Source organism: Streptomyces sp. NPDC002076 (genome assembly GCF_053593835.1).
Window position 1 is genome coordinate 374,340 of sequence record NZ_JBSFDI010000004.1, and the last position, 17,837, is coordinate 392,176.

The 17,837-nt window shown below is 71.5% G+C and carries 18 protein-coding genes; 10 read left to right on the forward strand and 8 right to left on the reverse strand.

The features are described from left to right. Window positions 1-43 precede the first annotated feature (43 nt). The 6 genes from ACWCQS_RS11385 to ACWCQS_RS11410 form a co-directional block, all read right to left on the reverse strand. On the reverse strand, window positions 44-1,033 hold the full coding sequence (locus ACWCQS_RS11385; RefSeq protein WP_451004197.1) for a zinc-dependent alcohol dehydrogenase family protein: 990 nt from the start codon (window positions 1,031-1,033) through the stop codon (window positions 44-46). Beyond that, window positions 1,030-1,857: a carbohydrate ABC transporter permease gene (locus tag ACWCQS_RS11390; protein ID WP_451004198.1), complete on the reverse strand. Its 828-nt coding sequence runs from the start codon at window positions 1,855-1,857 to the stop codon at window positions 1,030-1,032. Before ACWCQS_RS11390 ends, ACWCQS_RS11385 begins: the two co-directional genes overlap by 4 nt. After that, entirely contained in the window at window positions 1,854-2,789 is a 936-nt protein-coding gene (locus tag ACWCQS_RS11395; RefSeq protein WP_451004199.1) for a carbohydrate ABC transporter permease, read from the reverse strand. The genes ACWCQS_RS11390 and ACWCQS_RS11395 overlap by 4 nt, the downstream gene beginning before the upstream one ends. Continuing rightward, window positions 2,786-4,150: an ABC transporter substrate-binding protein gene (locus ACWCQS_RS11400; protein ID WP_451004200.1), complete on the reverse strand. Its 1,365-nt coding sequence runs from the start codon at window positions 4,148-4,150 to the stop codon at window positions 2,786-2,788. The genes ACWCQS_RS11395 and ACWCQS_RS11400 overlap by 4 nt, the downstream gene beginning before the upstream one ends. A 76-nt stretch (window positions 4,151-4,226) precedes the next feature. After that, on the reverse strand, window positions 4,227-4,997 hold the full coding sequence (locus ACWCQS_RS11405; RefSeq protein ID WP_450984876.1) for a DeoR/GlpR family DNA-binding transcription regulator: 771 nt from the start codon (window positions 4,995-4,997) through the stop codon (window positions 4,227-4,229). A gap of 1,006 nt (window positions 4,998-6,003) precedes the next feature. Further along, window positions 6,004-6,813, reverse strand: coding sequence for an NAD-dependent epimerase/dehydratase family protein (locus tag ACWCQS_RS11410; RefSeq protein ID WP_451004201.1), 810 nt, complete (start codon window positions 6,811-6,813; stop codon window positions 6,004-6,006). 213 nt (window positions 6,814-7,026) lie between these two features. On the opposite strand from ACWCQS_RS11410, the gene ACWCQS_RS11415 reads away from it, so the two are divergent. Continuing rightward, complete coding sequence (locus ACWCQS_RS11415) at window positions 7,027-7,968, forward strand: 5-dehydro-4-deoxyglucarate dehydratase (protein ID WP_451004202.1); 942 nt, start codon at window positions 7,027-7,029, stop codon at window positions 7,966-7,968. 31 nt (window positions 7,969-7,999) lie between these two features. Continuing rightward, window positions 8,000-9,163, forward strand: a complete 1,164-nt coding sequence (locus ACWCQS_RS11420; RefSeq protein ID WP_451004203.1) for a hypothetical protein — start codon at window positions 8,000-8,002, stop codon at window positions 9,161-9,163. Here the strand turns inward: ACWCQS_RS11420 and ACWCQS_RS11425 are convergent. After that, on the reverse strand, window positions 9,100-10,329 hold the full coding sequence (locus ACWCQS_RS11425; RefSeq protein ID WP_451004204.1) for an MFS transporter: 1,230 nt from the start codon (window positions 10,327-10,329) through the stop codon (window positions 9,100-9,102). The genes ACWCQS_RS11420 and ACWCQS_RS11425 overlap by 64 nt on opposite strands. A gap of 143 nt (window positions 10,330-10,472) precedes the next feature. On the opposite strand from ACWCQS_RS11425, the gene ACWCQS_RS11430 reads away from it, so the two are divergent. From ACWCQS_RS11430 to ACWCQS_RS11465, 8 genes are all read left to right on the forward strand, one after another. Then, window positions 10,473-10,919, forward strand: coding sequence for a DUF6010 family protein (locus ACWCQS_RS11430; RefSeq protein WP_451004205.1), 447 nt, complete (start codon window positions 10,473-10,475; stop codon window positions 10,917-10,919). Between the two features lie 3 nt (window positions 10,920-10,922). Continuing rightward, complete coding sequence (locus ACWCQS_RS11435; RefSeq protein WP_451004206.1) at window positions 10,923-11,504, forward strand: TIGR03086 family metal-binding protein; 582 nt, start codon at window positions 10,923-10,925, stop codon at window positions 11,502-11,504. A gap of 175 nt (window positions 11,505-11,679) precedes the next feature. Further along, window positions 11,680-12,054 (forward strand): hypothetical protein, encoded by a 375-nt coding sequence (locus ACWCQS_RS11440; protein WP_451004207.1) that lies wholly within the window; start codon window positions 11,680-11,682, stop codon window positions 12,052-12,054. Window positions 12,055-12,135: 81 nt separating this feature from the next. Then, window positions 12,136-12,888 carry an MBL fold metallo-hydrolase gene (locus ACWCQS_RS11445; protein ID WP_451004208.1) on the forward strand — a complete coding sequence of 251 codons (753 nt, stop codon included), beginning with the start codon at window positions 12,136-12,138 and terminating at the stop codon, window positions 12,886-12,888. A gap of 120 nt (window positions 12,889-13,008) precedes the next feature. Then, a complete protein-coding gene (locus tag ACWCQS_RS11450; RefSeq protein ID WP_451004209.1) occupies window positions 13,009-13,656 on the forward strand; it encodes a GntR family transcriptional regulator in 648 nt (215 codons plus the stop codon). Continuing rightward, window positions 13,653-14,564, forward strand: a complete 912-nt coding sequence (locus ACWCQS_RS11455; RefSeq protein ID WP_451004210.1) for a dihydrodipicolinate synthase family protein — start codon at window positions 13,653-13,655, stop codon at window positions 14,562-14,564. Before ACWCQS_RS11450 ends, ACWCQS_RS11455 begins: the two co-directional genes overlap by 4 nt. Further along, window positions 14,561-16,294: an L-arabinonate dehydratase gene (gene araD / locus ACWCQS_RS11460; protein WP_451004211.1), complete on the forward strand. Its 1,734-nt coding sequence runs from the start codon at window positions 14,561-14,563 to the stop codon at window positions 16,292-16,294. Before ACWCQS_RS11455 ends, araD begins: the two co-directional genes overlap by 4 nt. A gap of 87 nt (window positions 16,295-16,381) precedes the next feature. Then, window positions 16,382-17,527 (forward strand): right-handed parallel beta-helix repeat-containing protein, encoded by a 1,146-nt coding sequence (locus ACWCQS_RS11465; RefSeq protein ID WP_451004212.1) that lies wholly within the window; start codon window positions 16,382-16,384, stop codon window positions 17,525-17,527. On the opposite strand, the gene ACWCQS_RS11470 is transcribed toward ACWCQS_RS11465, so the two are convergent. Further along, entirely contained in the window at window positions 17,528-17,830 is a 303-nt protein-coding gene (locus tag ACWCQS_RS11470; protein ID WP_451004213.1) for a hypothetical protein, read from the reverse strand. It abuts the gene before it with no gap. Window positions 17,831-17,837 lie beyond the last annotated feature (7 nt).

A 17,837-nucleotide genomic window follows, 5' to 3' on the forward strand; every position in this document is an offset into this window, starting at 1 on the left:
ACCGCTTTACCGTTCCCTTACCCGCAGAAACCCGCCGAACGGCCTACGGCACGACCACGATCTTCCGTCCCACCCCGGCCGCGAACTGCTCCAGCGCCTGCGGGTAGCGCGCCAGTGGGATCCGGTCACTGATGAACACCTGCGGGTCCAGCACCCCGTTCGCGAACAGCTCGGCCGCCCGCTCGAAGCTGTGCAGCACCGCCATGGAACCGGTGATGGTGATCTCCTGGTTGTAGATGCGGTACGGGTCGATGGTCACCCGGGTCGCGTAGTCGGCCACCCCGAACTGCAGGAAGGTGCCCGCCTTCGCCACCCGCTCCAGGCCGTCCTGGATCGCCGCCGCGTTGCCGGTCGCGTCCACGACCACGTCCCAGCCCTGCGGGCGGTCCAGCTCGTCCGCGCTTCCCGCCGCGCCCGAGACGCCGAGCTTGCGGGCGGTCTCCAGCCTGGCCGGGTTGACGTCGACCACGTCGACGCTCGCCGCGCCGGTCCGCTTGGCCAGCTCCAGCATCATCAGGCCCATGGTCCCCGAGCCGTAGATCAGGACGTGGGCGCCAAGGCGGGACCGCAGGACGTCGTAGCCGCGCACCGCGCAGGACAGCGGCTCCACCAGGGCCGCGTCCTCGGTGCGCACGTGCTCGGGCAGCTTCACGCAGTTGGCCACGGGGGCGACCGCGTACTGTGCCGCCCCGCCCGCCGTCGTCACGCCGATCGCGCCCCATCGCTCGCACATGTTGTTGTGGCCGTCGCGGCAGTAACGGCACTCGTAGCAGTACAGGGAGGGGTCGACGGCCACCCGGTCGCCGACCGCCACCTCGGTCACCCGGCTGCCGACCCCGACCACCTCGCCCGCGAACTCGTGCCCGGGGACGATCGGCAGCTTGGGCGCGAACTCGCCCTGGAGGATGTGCAGATCCGTGCCGCACAGGCCGCATGCCGCCACCTCGACGACGACCTCGCGGGGGCCCGGAGTCGGGTCGGGCACCTCGGTGACGACGGCGCGGCCCACGGACTCGATGACGGCGGCCTTCATTTCACAGCTCCCAACGACAGGCCCTGGACCAGCTTGTCCTGGGCGGCGAACCCCGCGGCGAGCACCGGCAGGGAGACGACGAGCGACGCGGCGCACACCTTGGCCAGGAACAGGCCCTGGCTGGTGATGAAGCCGGTCAGGAAGACGGGGGCGGTCTCGGCGACCACGCCCGTGAGGACTCGGGCGAAGAGAAGCTCGTTCCAGCTGAAGATGAAGCAGATCAGCGCGGTGGCGGCGATGCCGGGCAGGGCGATCGGGGCGACCACGCGCGCGAGGATGGTCGGCAGCCGGGCGCCGTCGATCTGCGCCGCCTCGATCACCGCCACCGGGACCTCGGCGAGGAACGACTGCATCATCCACACCGCGATCGGCAGGTTCATGGAGGTGTAGAGGATGACCAGGAGCCAGACGTTGTCGAGCATGCCGGTGTTCTTCGCGAACAGGTAGATCGGCAGCAGACCGGCCACCACCGGCAGCATCTTGGTGGAGAGGAAGAAGAACAGGACGTCCGTCCACTTGCGGACCCGCCGGATGGACAGCGCGTAGGCGGCCGGCAGGGCGAGGAGCAGCACGCAGATCGTCGAGACCACGGACGCCACGGTGGAGTTGATCAGCGCCGGCCAGGGGCTCGCGCCGCCGCCCGCCCCGAAGAACTCGCGGTAGCCGTCGAGGGTCAGCGAGGCGGCGAAGGACGGCGGGTTGGTCGCCGCGTCCGCCTCGGAGTGGAAGGACGTCAGCGCCATCCAGGCGATGGGCAGGAAGAACACGATCCCGACGAGCCAGGCCACGAGACCCAGCCCGTTACGGCGGAGCACGGCGTTCATGCGCGGGACACCTCCTCGCGGAACAGGGACGACACCACGCGCAGGGCGAAGGTCGCGATGATGATCGAGCCGATGACCACCAGGACGCCGGCGGCCGAGGCGAGGCCGTTCTCGTGGGCTTGGTAGAAGCTCTGGTAGACGGTGTAGGGCAGGTTGGCGGTGCCGAGGCCGCCGGACGTGATCGTGAAGACCGCGTCGAAGTTCTGGACGATGTAGATCGAGCCCAGCAGGGCGCCGAGTTCGAGGTAGCGGCGCAGGTGCGGGAGCGTCAGATGGCGGAAGATCTGCCAGTCGTTCGCGCCGTCCACCCGCGCGGCCTCGATCTGCTCGTGGTCACGGCTCTGCAGCCCGGCGAGCAGGATCAGCATCATGAACGGCGTCCACTGCCACACCAGGGAGGCCTCGACCGCGAGCAGCGGAGTGTTGGAGATCCAGTCGGGCTGTGGGCCGCCCACATAGTGCAACAACCCATTGAGCAGGCCGTATTCGGGGTTGTAGAGCACATGCTTCCAGAGCAGGGCCGCGGCCACCGGGACGACGAGGAACGGGGCGATCAGCAGGGTGCGGACGACGCCCCGGCCGCGGAACCTCCGGTCCAGGAGCAGGGCCAGCGCCAGCCCGAGGACCAGGCTGACCAGCACCACCGTCACCGTGAGCAGCACGGTCGTCCAGACCGAGTGCCGCAGGTCCGCGTCGGTCAGGACCTGGCGGTAGTTGTCCAGGCCGGTGAAGTGGCGGGCCTTGGGATAGAGGGCGTTCCAGTCGAAGAAGGAGATCACCAGCGTGGCCACGAACGGCAGCTGGGTCACCACGATCATGAAGACGAGGGCGGGCATGAGGGGGGCTCGGGTGGCCCAGGCGCGCAGGCGGGCGGAGGGAGGCCGCGTGGCGCGTACCGGCGTGGTCGCAAGGGGTGCTGTCGTCGCGGTCATCGTCCCTCGTACTCCTTGGAGATCTTCTCGGCGAGCGCTTGAGACTTCTTCAGGGCCGAATCGACGGACTGGCGTCCGGCGATGGCCGCACTGATCTCCTGGGAGACCTTGGTGCCGAGATCGGTGAACTCGGGGATGTCGACGAACTGGATGCCGGGCGCGGGGCGCGGCTGTACGCCGGGGTCGTTCGGGCGGGCGTTCTCGATGGCCTGCTTCGTCATGTCCTGGAAGGCGGCGGCCGACGCGCGGTAGTCGGCGTTGGTGTACGTCGACGCCCGCTTGCCCGCCGGGACGTTCGGCCAGCCGCTGGTCTCGCCGACCAGCCGCTCGTACTCCTTGCCGGACGCCCAGGACACGAACTTCCAGGCCTTGTCCGGATTGCGGGAGGCCTGCTGGATGCCCCAGGCCCAGGTGTAGAGCCAGCCGGAGGAAGCGGTCCTCTCCACGGGGGCGGGGGCGTAGCCGAGCTTGCCCTTGACGGGGGATCCCTTCGCCTCCAGCAGGCCGGCCGCGGAGGTGGCGTCGTACCACATGGCGACCTTGCCCTGGGTCATGTCGTTGAGGCACTCGGCGAAGCCGGACTGGGCGGCACCGGACTCGCCGTGCCCCCGCACCAGGTCGACATAGAACTTCGTCGCCTTCTCGAACTCGGGGGAGTCGAGGTGGGCCTTCCAGTTCTTGTCGAACCAGGTGCCGCCGAAGGTGTTCACCACCGTGGTCAGCGGTGCGATCATCTCGCCCCAGCCGGGCAGGCCGCGCAGACAGATGCCCTTCATGCCGGACTGCGCGCCGTCCACCTGGGCGGCGAGGTCGGCGACCTGCTGCCAGGTCGGGTGGGCCGGCATGGTCAGGCCCTTCGCCGCGAACACGTCCTTGCGGTACATCAGGAAGGACGACTCGCCGTAGAAGGGCTGGCCGTAGAGCTTGCCGTCGGAGGCGGTCAGGGACTGGCGCATGGGCCCGAGGACGTCCTGTTCGTCGTACGACGGGTCCCTGGCGACGTACGAGTTCATCTCGTGCAGCCAGCCGTTGCGGGCGTAGATCGGTATCTCGTAGTTGCTCAGGGTCGCCACGTCGTACTGGCCCGCCTGGTTGGCGAAGTCCTGGCTGATCTTGTCGCGGACGTCGTTCTCGGGCAGGACCGTGAAGTTGACCTTGATGCCGGTCTCCTTGGTGAAGCGCGGGGCGAGCTTCTGGAGTTCGGTCATCTGGGGGTTGTTGACCATCAGCACGTTGATGGAGTTGCCACCACCGGTCCCGCCCGCACCGACCCAGCAGCCGGAGAGCAGCGGGGCGAGCAGCGTCCCTGCGGCGGCCATGGCGAGCGTGGCTCGCGGCCTCCGTCGGCTCTGGGTTCGCATGGATCGCTCCTGGAGATATCGGGAGATAAGGGGCACTTAGTGGTGTGGAGGGCCTCTAGGGGAGTGGGTTGGACTTTCAGACCCGGATGACCTGCGGGCCCAGCAGCGAGTAGCGGTGGGCCTCGGCGGCCGGGAGCTGGGTGCTGGTCACGATCGCCTCCAGCGCGCCGACCTCGGCGAACCGGCAGAAGCTGACCGCGCCGAACTTGGTGTGCACGCCCGCGAACACGGTGCGGCGCGCGGCCCGTATCGCTTGCGCCTTGACCTCGCTGACCGCCGGGTCGGGGGTGGTGAGGCCGTGCTCGCGGGAGATGCCGTTGGCGCCGATGTAGGCGAGGTCGAGGACGAAACCGGCGAGCATCTTCGTCGTCCAGTGGTCGACGGTGGCCAGCGTGCCGGCCCGGACCCGGCCGCCGAGCAGCAGGACCTGGATCTGCTCGGCCTCCGCCAGTGCGCCCGCGACCGGCAGGGACGCGGTGACCACGGTCAGCGGCCGGCCGGCGGGCAGGGCCTCGGCGATGAGCTGCGGGGTGAAGCCCTCGTCCACGAAGACCGTCTCCGCGTCCCCGAGCAGCTCGGCCGCCGCGGCCGCGATCCGGCGCTTCTCGGGCACATGGCTGGTGGCCCGGAAGGCGAGCGTGGTCTCGAAGCCGGCGCTCTCCACCGGATAGGCGCCGCCGTGCGTACGGCGGACCAGGCCGTGGTCCTCCAACGCGCGCAGATCGCGCCGGATGGTCTCCTTGGCCACGCCCAGCTCGGCGGCGAGCGCGGTGACGTCGACCGAGCCGGTGGCGCGCGCGGCCCGCACGATCTCGCGCTGGCGTTCCTCCGCCGTCCCTGTGCTCATGTTCGTCACCCACCTTCCCGCGGAACTGCCCGTTCGGGCCCATGGGGGAAGTTCTACAGCGGCTGTGCGGCACTGACCAGGCCTGTTGCGGGCCCGATACTGCCCGTTTGTGCCCGTTCACCGAGGGCACTGCCCGGCGCGGACCTGCGAGGCCGTGTCCGGCTGGGTGGGAGCGGGCATCCCGGATGCCCGTATGCGGCGGCGGGCGGGCCCGTTCGGTGCCCGCCCGCGCGCCTGGACGCCGGTTTCGAGCCGCCGGAGCTCTTTCGGCCGGGCTTTTCCGTGACTTCCGGCGTCGGCCGCGGCTCCGAGCTGGACGGCGGCCGGGGCGCAGTCGTCGCTGCCGGGACCTGCCGGGGCATGCCGGCTGTCGGGGGCGCCGCAGGTGCGGCCGACGGGGCGGGGGCTCGTCGTGGGCGTGCACGGGTGGTCGGCGGCGGGGCAGATCGCGTCGTCGGGGCGGTGGCGGCCGTCGGGGGTGCCGCTGGCGCGCGTGCCGTCCCCCTCAGGGTGGGCGAGCTGGTGGGGCCGCCGTGCGCCCGGGCCGGGTGGCCTTCGCCTGGCGGTGTTTGCCTTGAGGCGACTGCTCGGTGGCCCGGCTGGTACTGGCTGGGGCTGCTGATGCCCGCCGCGGCGCCTTCGGGCGCACCGGCGGCCGGGGTGCCGCCGGTGTCGTCTGCGCGCTGGTGGTCCTGCCTCAGGGTGGGCGAGCTGGTGGGGGTCGCCGTGCGCCCTGGCCGGGTGGCCGTGGCGGGGAGAGATGCGTCGGGGCTGCTTGCCGCGTGGGCGCTGCGGGCCGTGTCCGGATGGCGGTGCTTGCCGGGAGGCGACTGCTCGGTGGCCCGGCCCGGTGCTGTGGTGCGGCAGGGTTCGTCGTTGCTCGGGGCGCACCGGGGGACGCGGTGGGGGCAGGCCCCGGTGCGGCGGCCGCCAGGCCGTCACCGTGGTGCCGGGCGGTCTGGCGGCACGGTGTCCGGTCGGGGCGCGACGTCCCCGTCCGGCAGGTTCAGTACGGCCAGATCGGCGGGTCGTTCACGAAGTGCCCGCCGAGGTGGCTGTGTGCCGGGTTCTCCGGGTCCAGCTCGCCCTGCTCCGCGATCAGCTTCTCGGCGTACGGCTCGGAGTCGTCCCGCGGTTCGTAGCCGAGCGCCCGCGCCGTGGTCAGGTCCCACCACAGCCGGGTGTTGGCGGAGGAGCCGTAGACGACGGTGTGGCCGACCTCCTCGGCGGTCAGGGCCGCGTGGAAGAGGCGGGCGCCGTCGGCCGGGCTCATCCACACCGAGAGCATGCGCACGCTGGTCGGCTCCGGGAAGCAGGAGCCGATGCGCACGGACACGGTCTCCAGCCCGTGCTTGTCCCAGTACAGCTGGGCGAGGTCCTCGCCGAAGGACTTGGACAGGCCGTAGAAGGTGTCCGGCCGGCGCGGGGTGTCGACCGGGATCAGCGGCTCGCCCGGGCGCGGGGCCGGGGTGAAGCCGACGGCGTGGTTGGAAGAGGCGAAGACGATGCGGGGCACGCCCTCCTGGCGGGCTGCCTCGTAGAGGTTGTAGGTGCCCTCGATGTTGGACTTCAGGATCTTCTCGAAGGGCGCCTCCAGGGAGATGCCCGCGAGGTGCAGGACCGCGTCCACGCCCCGTACGGCCTCGCGCAGGGCCGCCGTGTCGCCGAGGTCGGCGGTGATCGCGTCCGGCGCGCCCTCGATGGGGCGCACGTCGAACAGGCGCAATGTGTAGCCGTACTCCGGCAGCAGGGACCGCATCAGGGTGCCGAGCCCGCCGGCGGCGCCGGTGAGCAGAACGGTGCGGGGAGCGGGCATCCTCGGTTCTCCTTGTGGCCGGCATTCACATACATGGACACGCTAGAGACTTTCGCCGTGCACCGTCAAGTGTCGCGTGATGTCGGTGAATTCGCTCCGGGTGTTGCGAGTTTGCCTGCTTGACCTGCCGCAAGAAGGGCCCGTAGCGTGGTCGCGTTCAGAAATATAGACATGGATCAGAAACATGCACCGGTGTGTCGCAAGGGAGAGCCCGTGACGCCAGCCCCTCTCACCGCACGGCTCGACGAACCGAGCGGACCGCTCTTCTTCCCCGTCACGGCCTGCGGCCCCGACGGCTCGCTGGACCTCGACGTCTACCGCACCCACGTCCGCCGGGGCGTCGCAGCCGGTGCCGCCGCCGTGTTCGCCTGCTGCGGCACCGGGGAGTTCCACGCGCTGCTGCCGGAGGAGTTCGAGGCGTGCGTCCGGGCGGCCGTGGAGGCGACCGAGGGGCGCGTCCCGGTCGTCGCGGGCGCCGGCTACGGCACCGCGCTCGCCGTCCGCTACGCCCGTCTCGCCGAGCAGGCGGGCGCCGACGGCCTCCTCGCCATGCCGCCCTACCTCGTCCTCGCCGGCCAGGAGGGCCTGCTGCGGCACTACCGGGAGGTCGCCGCGGCCACCGCCCTGCCGGTCGTCGTCTACCAGCGCGACAACGCCGTCTTCACCCCGCGGACGGTGGTGGAGCTCGCCCGCACCGACGGGATCATCGGCCTCAAGGACGGCCTCGGCGACCTCGACCTGATGCAGCGGATCATCAGTGCCGTACGCACCGAAGTCCCGGGCGACTTCCTGTACTTCAACGGCCTGCCCACCGCCGAGCAGACCCAGCTCGCCTACCACGCCCTCGGCGTCACCCTGTACTCCTCGGCCGTCTTCTGCTTCGCCCCCGAGATCGCCCTCGCCTACCACCGGGCCCTGACCGCGGGTGACACCGCGACCCTGCGGCGCCTCCTGGACGGCTTCTACCGCCCCTTCGTGGAACTGCGCGCCCAGGGCCCGGGCTACGCCGTCTCGCTCGTCAAGGCGGGCGTACGGCTGCGCGGCCTGGACGTCGGCGAGGTCCGGCCCCCGCTGCACGAGCCGGCGGAGGACCATGTCAAACAGCTCGCCCAGCTGATCGAGCGGGGCTACGCGCTGCTGGAGGACGACGCGTGAACGAGCGTGGGTGCGGCTCGAAGGAGGGTGTGTGAAGGCGTCGGCGTTCGTCTACCCGTGGGACGTGGTCGGGGACCCCGAGGCCCCCGCGCGCATCGCAGGACTCGGCGTGGAGCAGGTGACCCTCGCCGCCGCCTACCACTCCACCCGCGCCCTGACCCCCCGCCACCCCCGCCACCGCATCGTCACCGCCGAGTACGCGGCCGTGCTCTACCCTCCGGGCGACCGCTGGGCGGGCCGCGGCATCAGGCCGTACCCCGCCGGCCGCTGGGCCCCCGGCGACGCCTACGGCGAGGCGGCGGCGGCGCTGACCGCGGCGGGCCTGGAGGTGCACACCTGGGTCGTCCTCGCCCACAACTCCCGCCTGGGCGCGGAGCATCCGGACACCTCGGTGGTCAATGCCTACGGCGACCACTATCCGTGGGCGCCCTGCATCGCCCAGCCCGCCACACGCGCGTACCTGCTCGATCTGGCCGCCGAGGCCGCGGTGCGCCCCGGCGCGCACGGCACCGAGCTGGAGTCCCTCGGCTGGTACGGGCTCCAGCATCTGCACGCCCACGACAAGATCTCCGGGGTGGGTCTCGGCGAGGCCGGCCAGTACCTGATGTCCCTGTGCTTCTGCCCGTCCTGCCGCACCGGGTACGCCGAACATGGCCTCGACTCCGAGGAGTTGGCCGCCTCCGTGCGGGCCGCGCTGGAGCCGCTGTGGCGGGGCGCGGCCGGCGACGAGGGCTGGCCGACGGTCGAGAAGCTGCTCGGCGAGGAGAAGGCCGCCCGCACGCGCGCGTGGCGCGACGAGGTCGCCGGCACGCTCCAGGAGGAGGCCGTCGCCGCCGTACGCGCCGCCGCCCCGGCCGGCTTCCAGGTCCTGCTGCACGCCGACCCGGTCTCCTACCACTGCGGCGCCAACGCCGGCGTCGACCCCGCCCTCGTCCTCGCCGCCGCCGACGGCGTGGTGGTCCCCTGCACCGGCGGTACGGCCCTGCTGTCGCCCTTCGCCGAAGCGGCCCGGGACCGGGCGGTGCTGGCCGCCAACTTCACCGTCGTGTCCGGGATGGGCGGCAGTCCCGGCACGCTCGCGGCGGATGCGGCACGCGTGCGTGCGCGGGGTGCGTCCGAACTGCGGCTCTATCACGCGGGGTTGGCGTCGGATGCGGACCTCGCCGCGGTGCGCGAGGCGCTGTCGGCACGCTGAGTCAGGGAGGCGGCCGTTCCGAGCAGTGCGAGGCCGTACAGCGGCAACAGCAGTACGGGGGAGGTGAGTTCGACCAGCGCCGCGCCGACGGCCAGTCCCACGGCGTTGGGGGTGAAGACCAGGGTCCCGGCGGTGGCCGTCACCCGGCCGAGCAGGGAGCCGGGTGTCTCCCGCTGCACGGCGGTGAAGACCGCGACGAGCACGCACGGCAGGCCGAGACCGGCCGCCGCCGAGGACGCGAGGGCCACCGGGTCCGACGGCACGGCACGCGCGGCCACCGCGAGGGCCGTCAGCGCGATGCCCGCCGCCGCGAACCGGCGCGCGCCGAGCCGCCGCAGCGCGGCGCCCGAGACGAGCCCGGCCGTCACCGAACCGGCGCCCTGGACGGCGTACAGCACGCCCGTGTAGGCGGGGGAGTGGCCGAGCCGGTCGACGACGGCGTACAGCGTCGTGCTGCACAGGGCGGTGAGGAGCATCGTCGTACCGCCCGCCCGGACCAGCGGGCGCAGCTCCGGGTGACCCCACAGGTGCCGGACGCCCTCCGCGGTCTGCGCGCGCCGGCCGCCGGACCGGGCGGGCCGTTGCTCGCGCACCCGCAGCAGGGCGTACAGCCCGGCGGCGACCGCGAAGGTGCCCGCGTCCAGGCAGGCGACGGCCGGTCCGCCGAAGGCCGTGTACAGGCCTGCCCCCGTCAGCGGGGCGACGAGCTTCATGCCCTCGGTGACGGCCATGCGCAGCCCGTTGAAGTCGCCGAGGCGCTCCGGGCCGATCGCCGCGGTCACCAGGGCCGACTCGGCCGCGTCATGCACGACCTCGGCGGCGCCGTAGACCAGCAGGACGGTGAAGAGCAGCCACAGGCCGCCCGGTGAGTCCACGGTGCACAGGGTGAGCAGCAGGGCCGCCAGGCCCGCGTTCAGGGCCACCAGCAGAGGCTTGCGTGGCACGCGGTCGGCGATCGTGCCGAGCGGCGGGCCGGCCACGGTGGGGGCCCACATGGCGAGCATGCACAGCGCGGCCAGGCCGTCGGACCCGGTCAGGTCCTTCACCCACACACCCGAGGCCAGAAACAGCGCGGAGTTGCCGAAGCCCGACACCACCACGGCCGCCAGATACAGCCCCGCGTTGCGGTCCCGCAGCACGCGGAGCAGGGTCCAGGAAGTCGTCATGCCTGCCCATCGTGGGTCTAAGGAGGGCCCGCGCGTATCGGTGAGGTGCCTTATCCCGGAGGTCCGGCAGACGGCGGCAATCCGTCGGAACCTGTCGGTAATGCCCCTGGGGCGCCCGCCCGCCCGAACCTACTGTCGGCGCCATGCGTTACATCGCCCCGATCCTGATCGGTCTCGGCTACGTCCTGCTGATGTCCCTCGTCCCACGGCGCCACCGGCGCCGACTGAACGCGGTCATGGTGGCCGGCGCGGGCGCCGCCTACCTCAGCGGCGGCGGCCTCGGCGGCTGGGAGTTCGCCTTCACCGCGGTCACCACCTACGTCGCCTACAAGGGCCTCGACTCCTGGCTCTGGATCGGCGTCGGCTGGCTGCTGCACACGGCCTGGGACGTCGTGCACCACCTCAAGGGACACCCGATCATCCCGTTCGCCCACGACTCCTCATTCGGCTGCGCGCTGTGCGACCCGGTGATCGCGGTGTGGTGCCTGGGCGGCGGGCGCTCGCCGTGGGAGTGGCTGCGCGGCACCGATGAGTTTTCGCGGGCCGGCCGGTCAGTCCTTCGTAGGAGGAGTGCACCCGTGAAGGAGTGAGGCATGACCATGATCGACCTCGGCCCCCAGACCCTGGTCGTGGCGCGGCTCGCCGAGTCCGTGACCGACGAGCAGCTGTCGGCCCGCACCCCGTGTCCCGAGCTGGCGGTGCGGAATCTGCTGGGCCACGTGCTGTACCTGTCCATCGCCTTCCGTGACGCGGCCCGCAAGGACCTCGGTACGACGACGGACACCAGGCCGAACGCCGCGGTGCCGGACATCGGCGCCGGCTGGCGCGAGGAACTGCCCAAGGTCCTGGACGAACTGGCCGACGCCTGGCGCGATCCGGCGGCCTGGACCGGCATGACCCGCGCGGGCGGGGTGAACCTGCCGGGCGAGGTCGCGGGCGCCGTCGTCGCCGACGAACTGGTCGTCCACGGCTGGGACCTGGCCCGCGCCGTCGGCCGGGACTATGCTCCCGACCCCGCGGCCCTGGACTCGGCCCACGGCTTCCTGCTCGCGGCCGCCGAGGACCCGAGCCGTGGCGGCGGCATCTTCGGTCCGGTCGTCCCGGTGCCGGCGGAGGTGCCCGTGCTGGACCGGGTGGTGGGGCTGAGCGGCCGGGACCCGGGGTGGCGTCCGTAACGGAAACACCTCGAAGAAACATCGGTCATCGCATCGTCGCGGAAATGGATCAGGTCGCCCAGTACGCCTCCGTACCGGGCGCCTGACCTCCTGTCGGGCACTGAGTACGTGGTCCGGTGCGGCGTGAGTACCTGCGCCGGTGTGCCGGGCATCCCCCCGCCGGTTCACTGAGCGCATGACACAGCACTTCGCGACGGTTCCGGGCCCGGTGGACGGGGACGCGCGTGACCCCAGGGGCTGGGTGGCGCCGACGATCGCGACCGCCCTGATGGTGGTGCTCGGCCCGGCGGCCCTCCTCTTCGGCGGGCTGTCCGCCATGGCCACGGACAGCTGCGGCCCCGACGACTGCTCGGCCGCGTTGAACACGTCCCTGTCCTGGATCTTCGGCCTGATCTCCTACGGCGGCCCGCTCTCCGCCGTGGCCCTGCTCATGGCCTGGGTGCTGCCCTGGAGGCGCCGCTGGTCGGTGGCGCGGGCCTGGACGGCGGCCTTCGCGCTGATACCGCCCCTCACGGTGCTGTACCTCGTGTTCACGCTGCCCGCCCCGTAAGGGAGCACCTCCACGAGAAGGCCGGGTTCCACTTGTCCAGGTGAGCCGGGGCAGGCGCACCCGCCGTCGTACTCTCCCCCCATGCCACTCACGCTCACCGTCCTCGGTACCGCCTCGCCGCACCCCGGCCCGGACCGGCCCTGTTCCGGTTATCTGCTGTCCGGCGGGGGTGCCGAGGTGTGGGTGGACGCGGGGCCCGGTACGTTCGCCGCGTTGCAGCGGCACACGGACCCCGCGCGGCTGACCGCGATCTGGATCTCCCATCTGCACGCCGACCACAGCGCCGATCTGCTACCGGCCGCCTACGCGTTCGCCTTCGGCGGGATGACCCCGGCCGTGCCGATCCCGGTGTACGCCCCCCAGGACTGCGCCCGCCGGCTGGCCGGGTTCCTCGGGCGGGCGGACGTCGACTTCCTCAAGGGCGTCTTCGACTTCCGGGCCCTGTACGACGGCCATGACGTGCGGCACTGGAACCTCCGCCTCACCGCACGCGCCGTCGCCCACGACACCGAGGCGTACGGGCTGCGCGCCGAGTGCCAGGGGAGCGTGCTCGCCTACTCCGGGGACAGCGGGCCCTGTGCCGCACTCGGTGAACTCGCCGCCCGGGCCGACCTGTTCCTGTGCGAGGCGGACATCGGTGAACGTCGCGACAGCGAACAGGTCCATCTGACGCCGGAGGACGCGGGCCGGATCGCCCTCGAGGCCCGGGTGCGCGAACTGCTCGTCACCCATGTCGGACCCACGCTCACCCGCGAGGAAGCCACCGCCCGCGCCGCCGCGGTCTCCGGCCGGCCCACGCACACCGCCATCGAGGGCGACACCCGCACCGTCTGAGGCCGCCACCCACCTTCTTTGTCAAAGGCATTGACGAAACACGGCACCCCTCCTACCTTCAACGCGTCGTACTTCGTACGTCATATATGAGACGCGATATGTGAGATCCGAGAGGGTCGCATGACCTCTGTGCCCACCCCGATCCCGTCCCGCACGCAGTACGTGCTGGACGCGATCAAACACCGCATCCTGACCGGGCAGCTGACGCCCGGTCAGGCCCTCGTCGAGACGGAGCTGGCCGCGCAGTACGGGGTGTCGAAGACCCCGGTGCGGGAGGCGCTGAAGACGCTCGCCGGGACCGGACTCGTCGTGATGAGCCAGTACAAGGGCGTCACGGTGCGCATGGTGGACGCGGACATGGCGCGCGAGGTCTACGACGTGCGGCTGCTGCTGGAGCCGGAGGCACTGCGCAGAGCCGTCCGGCGAGGTGCCTGCCTGGACGCCGCGCGCGACGCGCTGAACCGGGCCGACGCCGCCCACGACGGCGCCGAACGGTCGCTCGCCAACCGGGAGTTCCACCGCGCCCTCTACCTGCCGTGCGGCAATCCGCTGCTCGGCCGGATGCTGGACGAGGTCCGCGACCAGGCCGCACTGGTCTCCGCCGTCGCCTGGGCCGCCGACCCCTCCTGGGAGCGGGAGGCCGCCGAGCACCGGGAGATCCTCCGGATCGCGCTGGACGGCGACGCCGACGGCGCGGCCGTCGCCCTGCACGCCCACATCGCCTCCTTCGTCCGGCGCGCGTTCCCCTCAGAGGAAGGTCATTCATGAGCAGCGTGGCGTTCGAGACCCAACGGGCGGCCCTGGCCGACGTGGTGGCCATCCCGGTGACGCCCTTCGCCGCGGACGGCTCCGTCGACACCGGCGCCCACCGGGCCCTGCTGCGTCGCCTGCTCGACGGCGGGATCCGCACCCTCACCCCGAACGGCAACACCGGCGAGTTCTACGCCCTCACCCCCAAAGAGCGCCGCCTGGTCACCGAGTCGATCGTCGAGGAGACCGGCGACCGCGCCGCGGTCCTCGTCGGCGTCGGCCACGACCTGCCCACCGCCGTCGCCTCCGCCCGCCACGCCCGCGACCTCGGAGCCGGGATGGTCATGGTCCACCAGCCCGTCCACCCGTATGTCTCCGCGGCCGGCTGGGTCGACTACCACCGGGCCATCGCCGAGGCCGTGCCCGAGCTGGGCGTGGTGCCGTACATCCGCAACGCGCAGTTGCCCGGCGCCCGGCTCGCCGAACTCGCCGACCACTGCCCGAACGTCATCGGCGTGAAGTACGCCGTCCCGGACGCCGCCAAGTTCGCCGCCTTCGCCCGGGACGCGGGCCTCGACCGGTTCGTCTGGGTCGCCGGCCTCGCCGAGCCGTACGCCCCCTCCTACTTCTCGGCGGGCGCCACCGGCTTCACCTCCGGGCTCGTGAACGTCGCCCCGTCCGTTTCGCTGAACATGATGGAAGCGCTTCGATCCGGCGACTATCCGGCCGCCATGAAGATCTGGGAGCAGATCCGCCGCTTCGAGGAACTCCGCGCCGCCCACGGCTCCGCCAACAACGTCACGGTCGTCAAGGAAGCCCTCGCCGCGCTCGGCCTGTGCCGCCGCGACGTCCGCCCGCCGAGCAGGCCGCTGCCCGAGGACGAGCGCGTCGAGGTCGCCGCCATCGCCGAGGGGTGGTCCATGTGAACGCGCCCCGCAGCAAGCCCGAGGAACTGAGAAGCCATCAGTGGTACGGAACCGACGGACTGCGGTCGTTCAGTCATCGGGCCCGGACCCGGCAGCTCGGGTATCTGCCCGAGGAGCATCTGGGCAAGCCCGTGATCGCCGTGCTCAACACGTGGTCGGACATCAACCCGTGCCATGCGCATCTGCGGGACCGCGCCCAGGCGGTGAAGCGGGGGGTGTGGCAGGCCGGCGGGTTTCCGCTGGAGTTCCCGGTCTCGACGCTGAGCGAGACCTTCCAGAAGCCGACGCCGATGCTGTACCGGAACCTGCTGGCGATGGAGACCGAGGAACTGCTGCGCTCCTACCCGGTCGACGGGGCCGTGCTGATGGGCGGGTGCGACAAGTCCACGCCCGCGCTGCTGATGGGTGCGGCCAGCGCCGATCTGCCCGCCGTCTTCGTGCCCGCCGGGCCCATGCTGCCGGGGCACTGGCGGGGCGAGGTGCTCGGGTCCGGTACGGACATGTGGAAGTACTGGGACGACAAGCGGGCCGGCCTGGTCGGCGACTGCGAGATGACCGAGCTGGAGAGCGGACTCGCGCGCTCCCCGGGGCACTGCATGACCATGGGTACGGCGTCCACGCTGACCGCCGCCGCCGAGGCCCTCGGCGTGACCGTCCCGGGCGCGTCGAGCATTCCCGCCGTCGACTCCGGACACGAGCGGATGGCCGCGAGGGCCGGGATGACGGCCGTGGAGCTGGTACGCAGCGACCGGAGGCTGTCGCGGATCCTCACGCGTGAGGCGTTCGAGGACGCGGTCACGACGGTGCTCGGGCTCGGCGGCTCTACCAACGCCGTGATCCATCTGATCGCCATGGCGGGCCGGGCCGGGGTCAAGCTCACCCTCGACGACTTCGACCGCATCGCCCGGACCGTGCCCGTCCTCGCCAACGTCCGCCCCGGCGGCCGGAAGTACCTGATGGAGGACTTCCACTTCGCGGGCGGCCTGCCCGGCTTCCTCTCCCGCATCACCGACCTGCTCCACCTGGACCGGCCGACGGTGTCGTACGACTCCCTGCGCGAGCAGTTGCAGGGCGCCCAGGTGCACCACGACGACGTCATCCGCCCCCGCGACAACCCGGTCGCGAGCGAGGGCGGGGTCGCGGTCCTGCGCGGCAACCTCTGCCCGGACGGCGCGGTGATCAAGCACATCGCGGCCGAGCCCCACCTGCTCGAGCACACCGGCCCTGCGGTCGTCTTCGACGACTACAAGACCATGCAGCGCACCATCAACGACCCCGCGCTCGGCATCACCGCCGACAGCGTGCTGGTGCTGCGGGGCGCCGGCCCCAAGGGCGGCCCGGGCATGCCCGAGTACGGCATGCTCCCCATCCCCGACCACCTGCTCAAGCAGGGCGTGCGGGACATGGTCCGGATCTCCGACGCCCGGATGAGCGGCACGAGTTACGGCGCCTGCGTGCTGCACGTGGCTCCGGAGTCGTACATCGGCGGCCCGCTGGCGCTGGTACGGACCGGGGACCTCATCACCCTGGACGTCGAGGCCCGCAGCCTCCGTCTCCACGTGGACGACGCGGAGCTGGAGCGCAGGCGCGCCGCGTGGACGCCGCCGCCCGCCCGTTACGAGCGCGGCTACGGCGTCCTCTACAACGGCCAGATCACCCAGGCCGACACCGGCTGCGACTTCGAGTTCCTGGCCCGGCCGGGCCAGGTGCCGGACCCGTACGCCGGCTGACCCACGCATCGAGAGAGGTGAAGCGCTTCACCCATGGGTACGTAGCAAGCGCTTCCTCTGCGAGTGATGTCCCTCACCCCGAGACAGGTGACGTCCGCTGCCCTCGCCGGTGATTCGACCGCCGCGCAGAAATACGCCGACGAAGCCCCGGAGACCGGGTGGGGAATGGCGTTGCCCTTCTTCCTGCGCAAGGAGCTGAAGGTCGACAACCGCGCCGTGAACGGGCGGAGTTCGAAGAGCTTCGCCGACGACGGGCGGCTCGATGCCGTCCTCTCCGTCATCCGGCCCCGCGATCTCCTCCCGACGGCCACCCTCCAGTCCACGGCCGACGGCACCTCCTCGTCCCCGATCACGCTCACGGCGTACGGCTCGGAAACGGTCAGGATCGACGGCTCCTCGCTCCCGTCCGGCTCGTGGAGCTTCAAGCTGACGGCGGACTACTGGAACGTCTCCGACCTCACCTTCCAGAACTCCCAGGACAGCGCGGTCGTCTGCCAGTCCAGCACCGGGACGTACTGGAACAACATCAGGACCATCGACGGCGGGGACTCCGGCTTCACGCTCACCGGGGACGGCACGGTGAACAACACCGTGAAGAACCCGGACAGTTACGGCAACTACGACGCCGCCACACACGGGCAGAACGCCCACGGGGTGGCCATCGAGTTCGGCTCGGGCACCGGCAACCTGGTCACCGGCGCCCGGCTCTTCAGCAACTCGGACGACGGCATGGACCTGTGGTCCCTCTCCTCACCGGTGACCATCGAGCAAACCTGGTCCTTCGGCAACGGCAAGAACCGCTGGGGCGACAGCGCCTTCGAGGGCAACGGCAACGGGTTCAAGCTCGGCGGCAACGGGGTGACGGTCGCCCATGTCGTCAACAACTCGGCTGCCTGGGACAACGCCGGGAACGGTGTCACGGAGAACTCCAACACCGGGTCGATCGCCATCAACCGCACCACCGCGTACGCGAACGCCAAGTGGGACTACTACTTCGCGACGAGATCCGCGAGGCTCGGCAAGAACCTTGCGGTCGGCAACGGCAGCGGCCTGGTCAGCAAGGGGTCGTCGGTCGTTTCGGCCGGCAGCAACTGGGACTCCGGCATCAGCACCCCCTCCTTCATCTCCACCGACGCCACGACGGTGTACGACGCCCGCAAGTCCGACGGCTCCCTGCCGGCCACGACCTTCCTGACGACGGGGAGCACGACGATCGGCGCGACGATGAACTGATCAGTTCAGGTGCCACAGCGCGTACGCGGCAAGCAGCATGACTGAGCCGCCGAGCGCCATCAGCGCACCCAGGAACCGCAGATAACCGGCAGACGCGAAGAGCGTGGGCGACCCACCGAGCCGCCCCATGGCCGCCCACGTCTCCTCATTCCTGCGCCGAATCCGCTCGGACCTGCGCGTGGTGATGCCGCGTACGTCGAAAGCCCAGTTCACCCCGCACCACAGGGCGGTCACGCCGCCCACGGCGAAGACGACGAGAACCACCGGTGACGGTCCGTGGGCCCCTGCGGCGAAGTCCTGCATGTGCGTG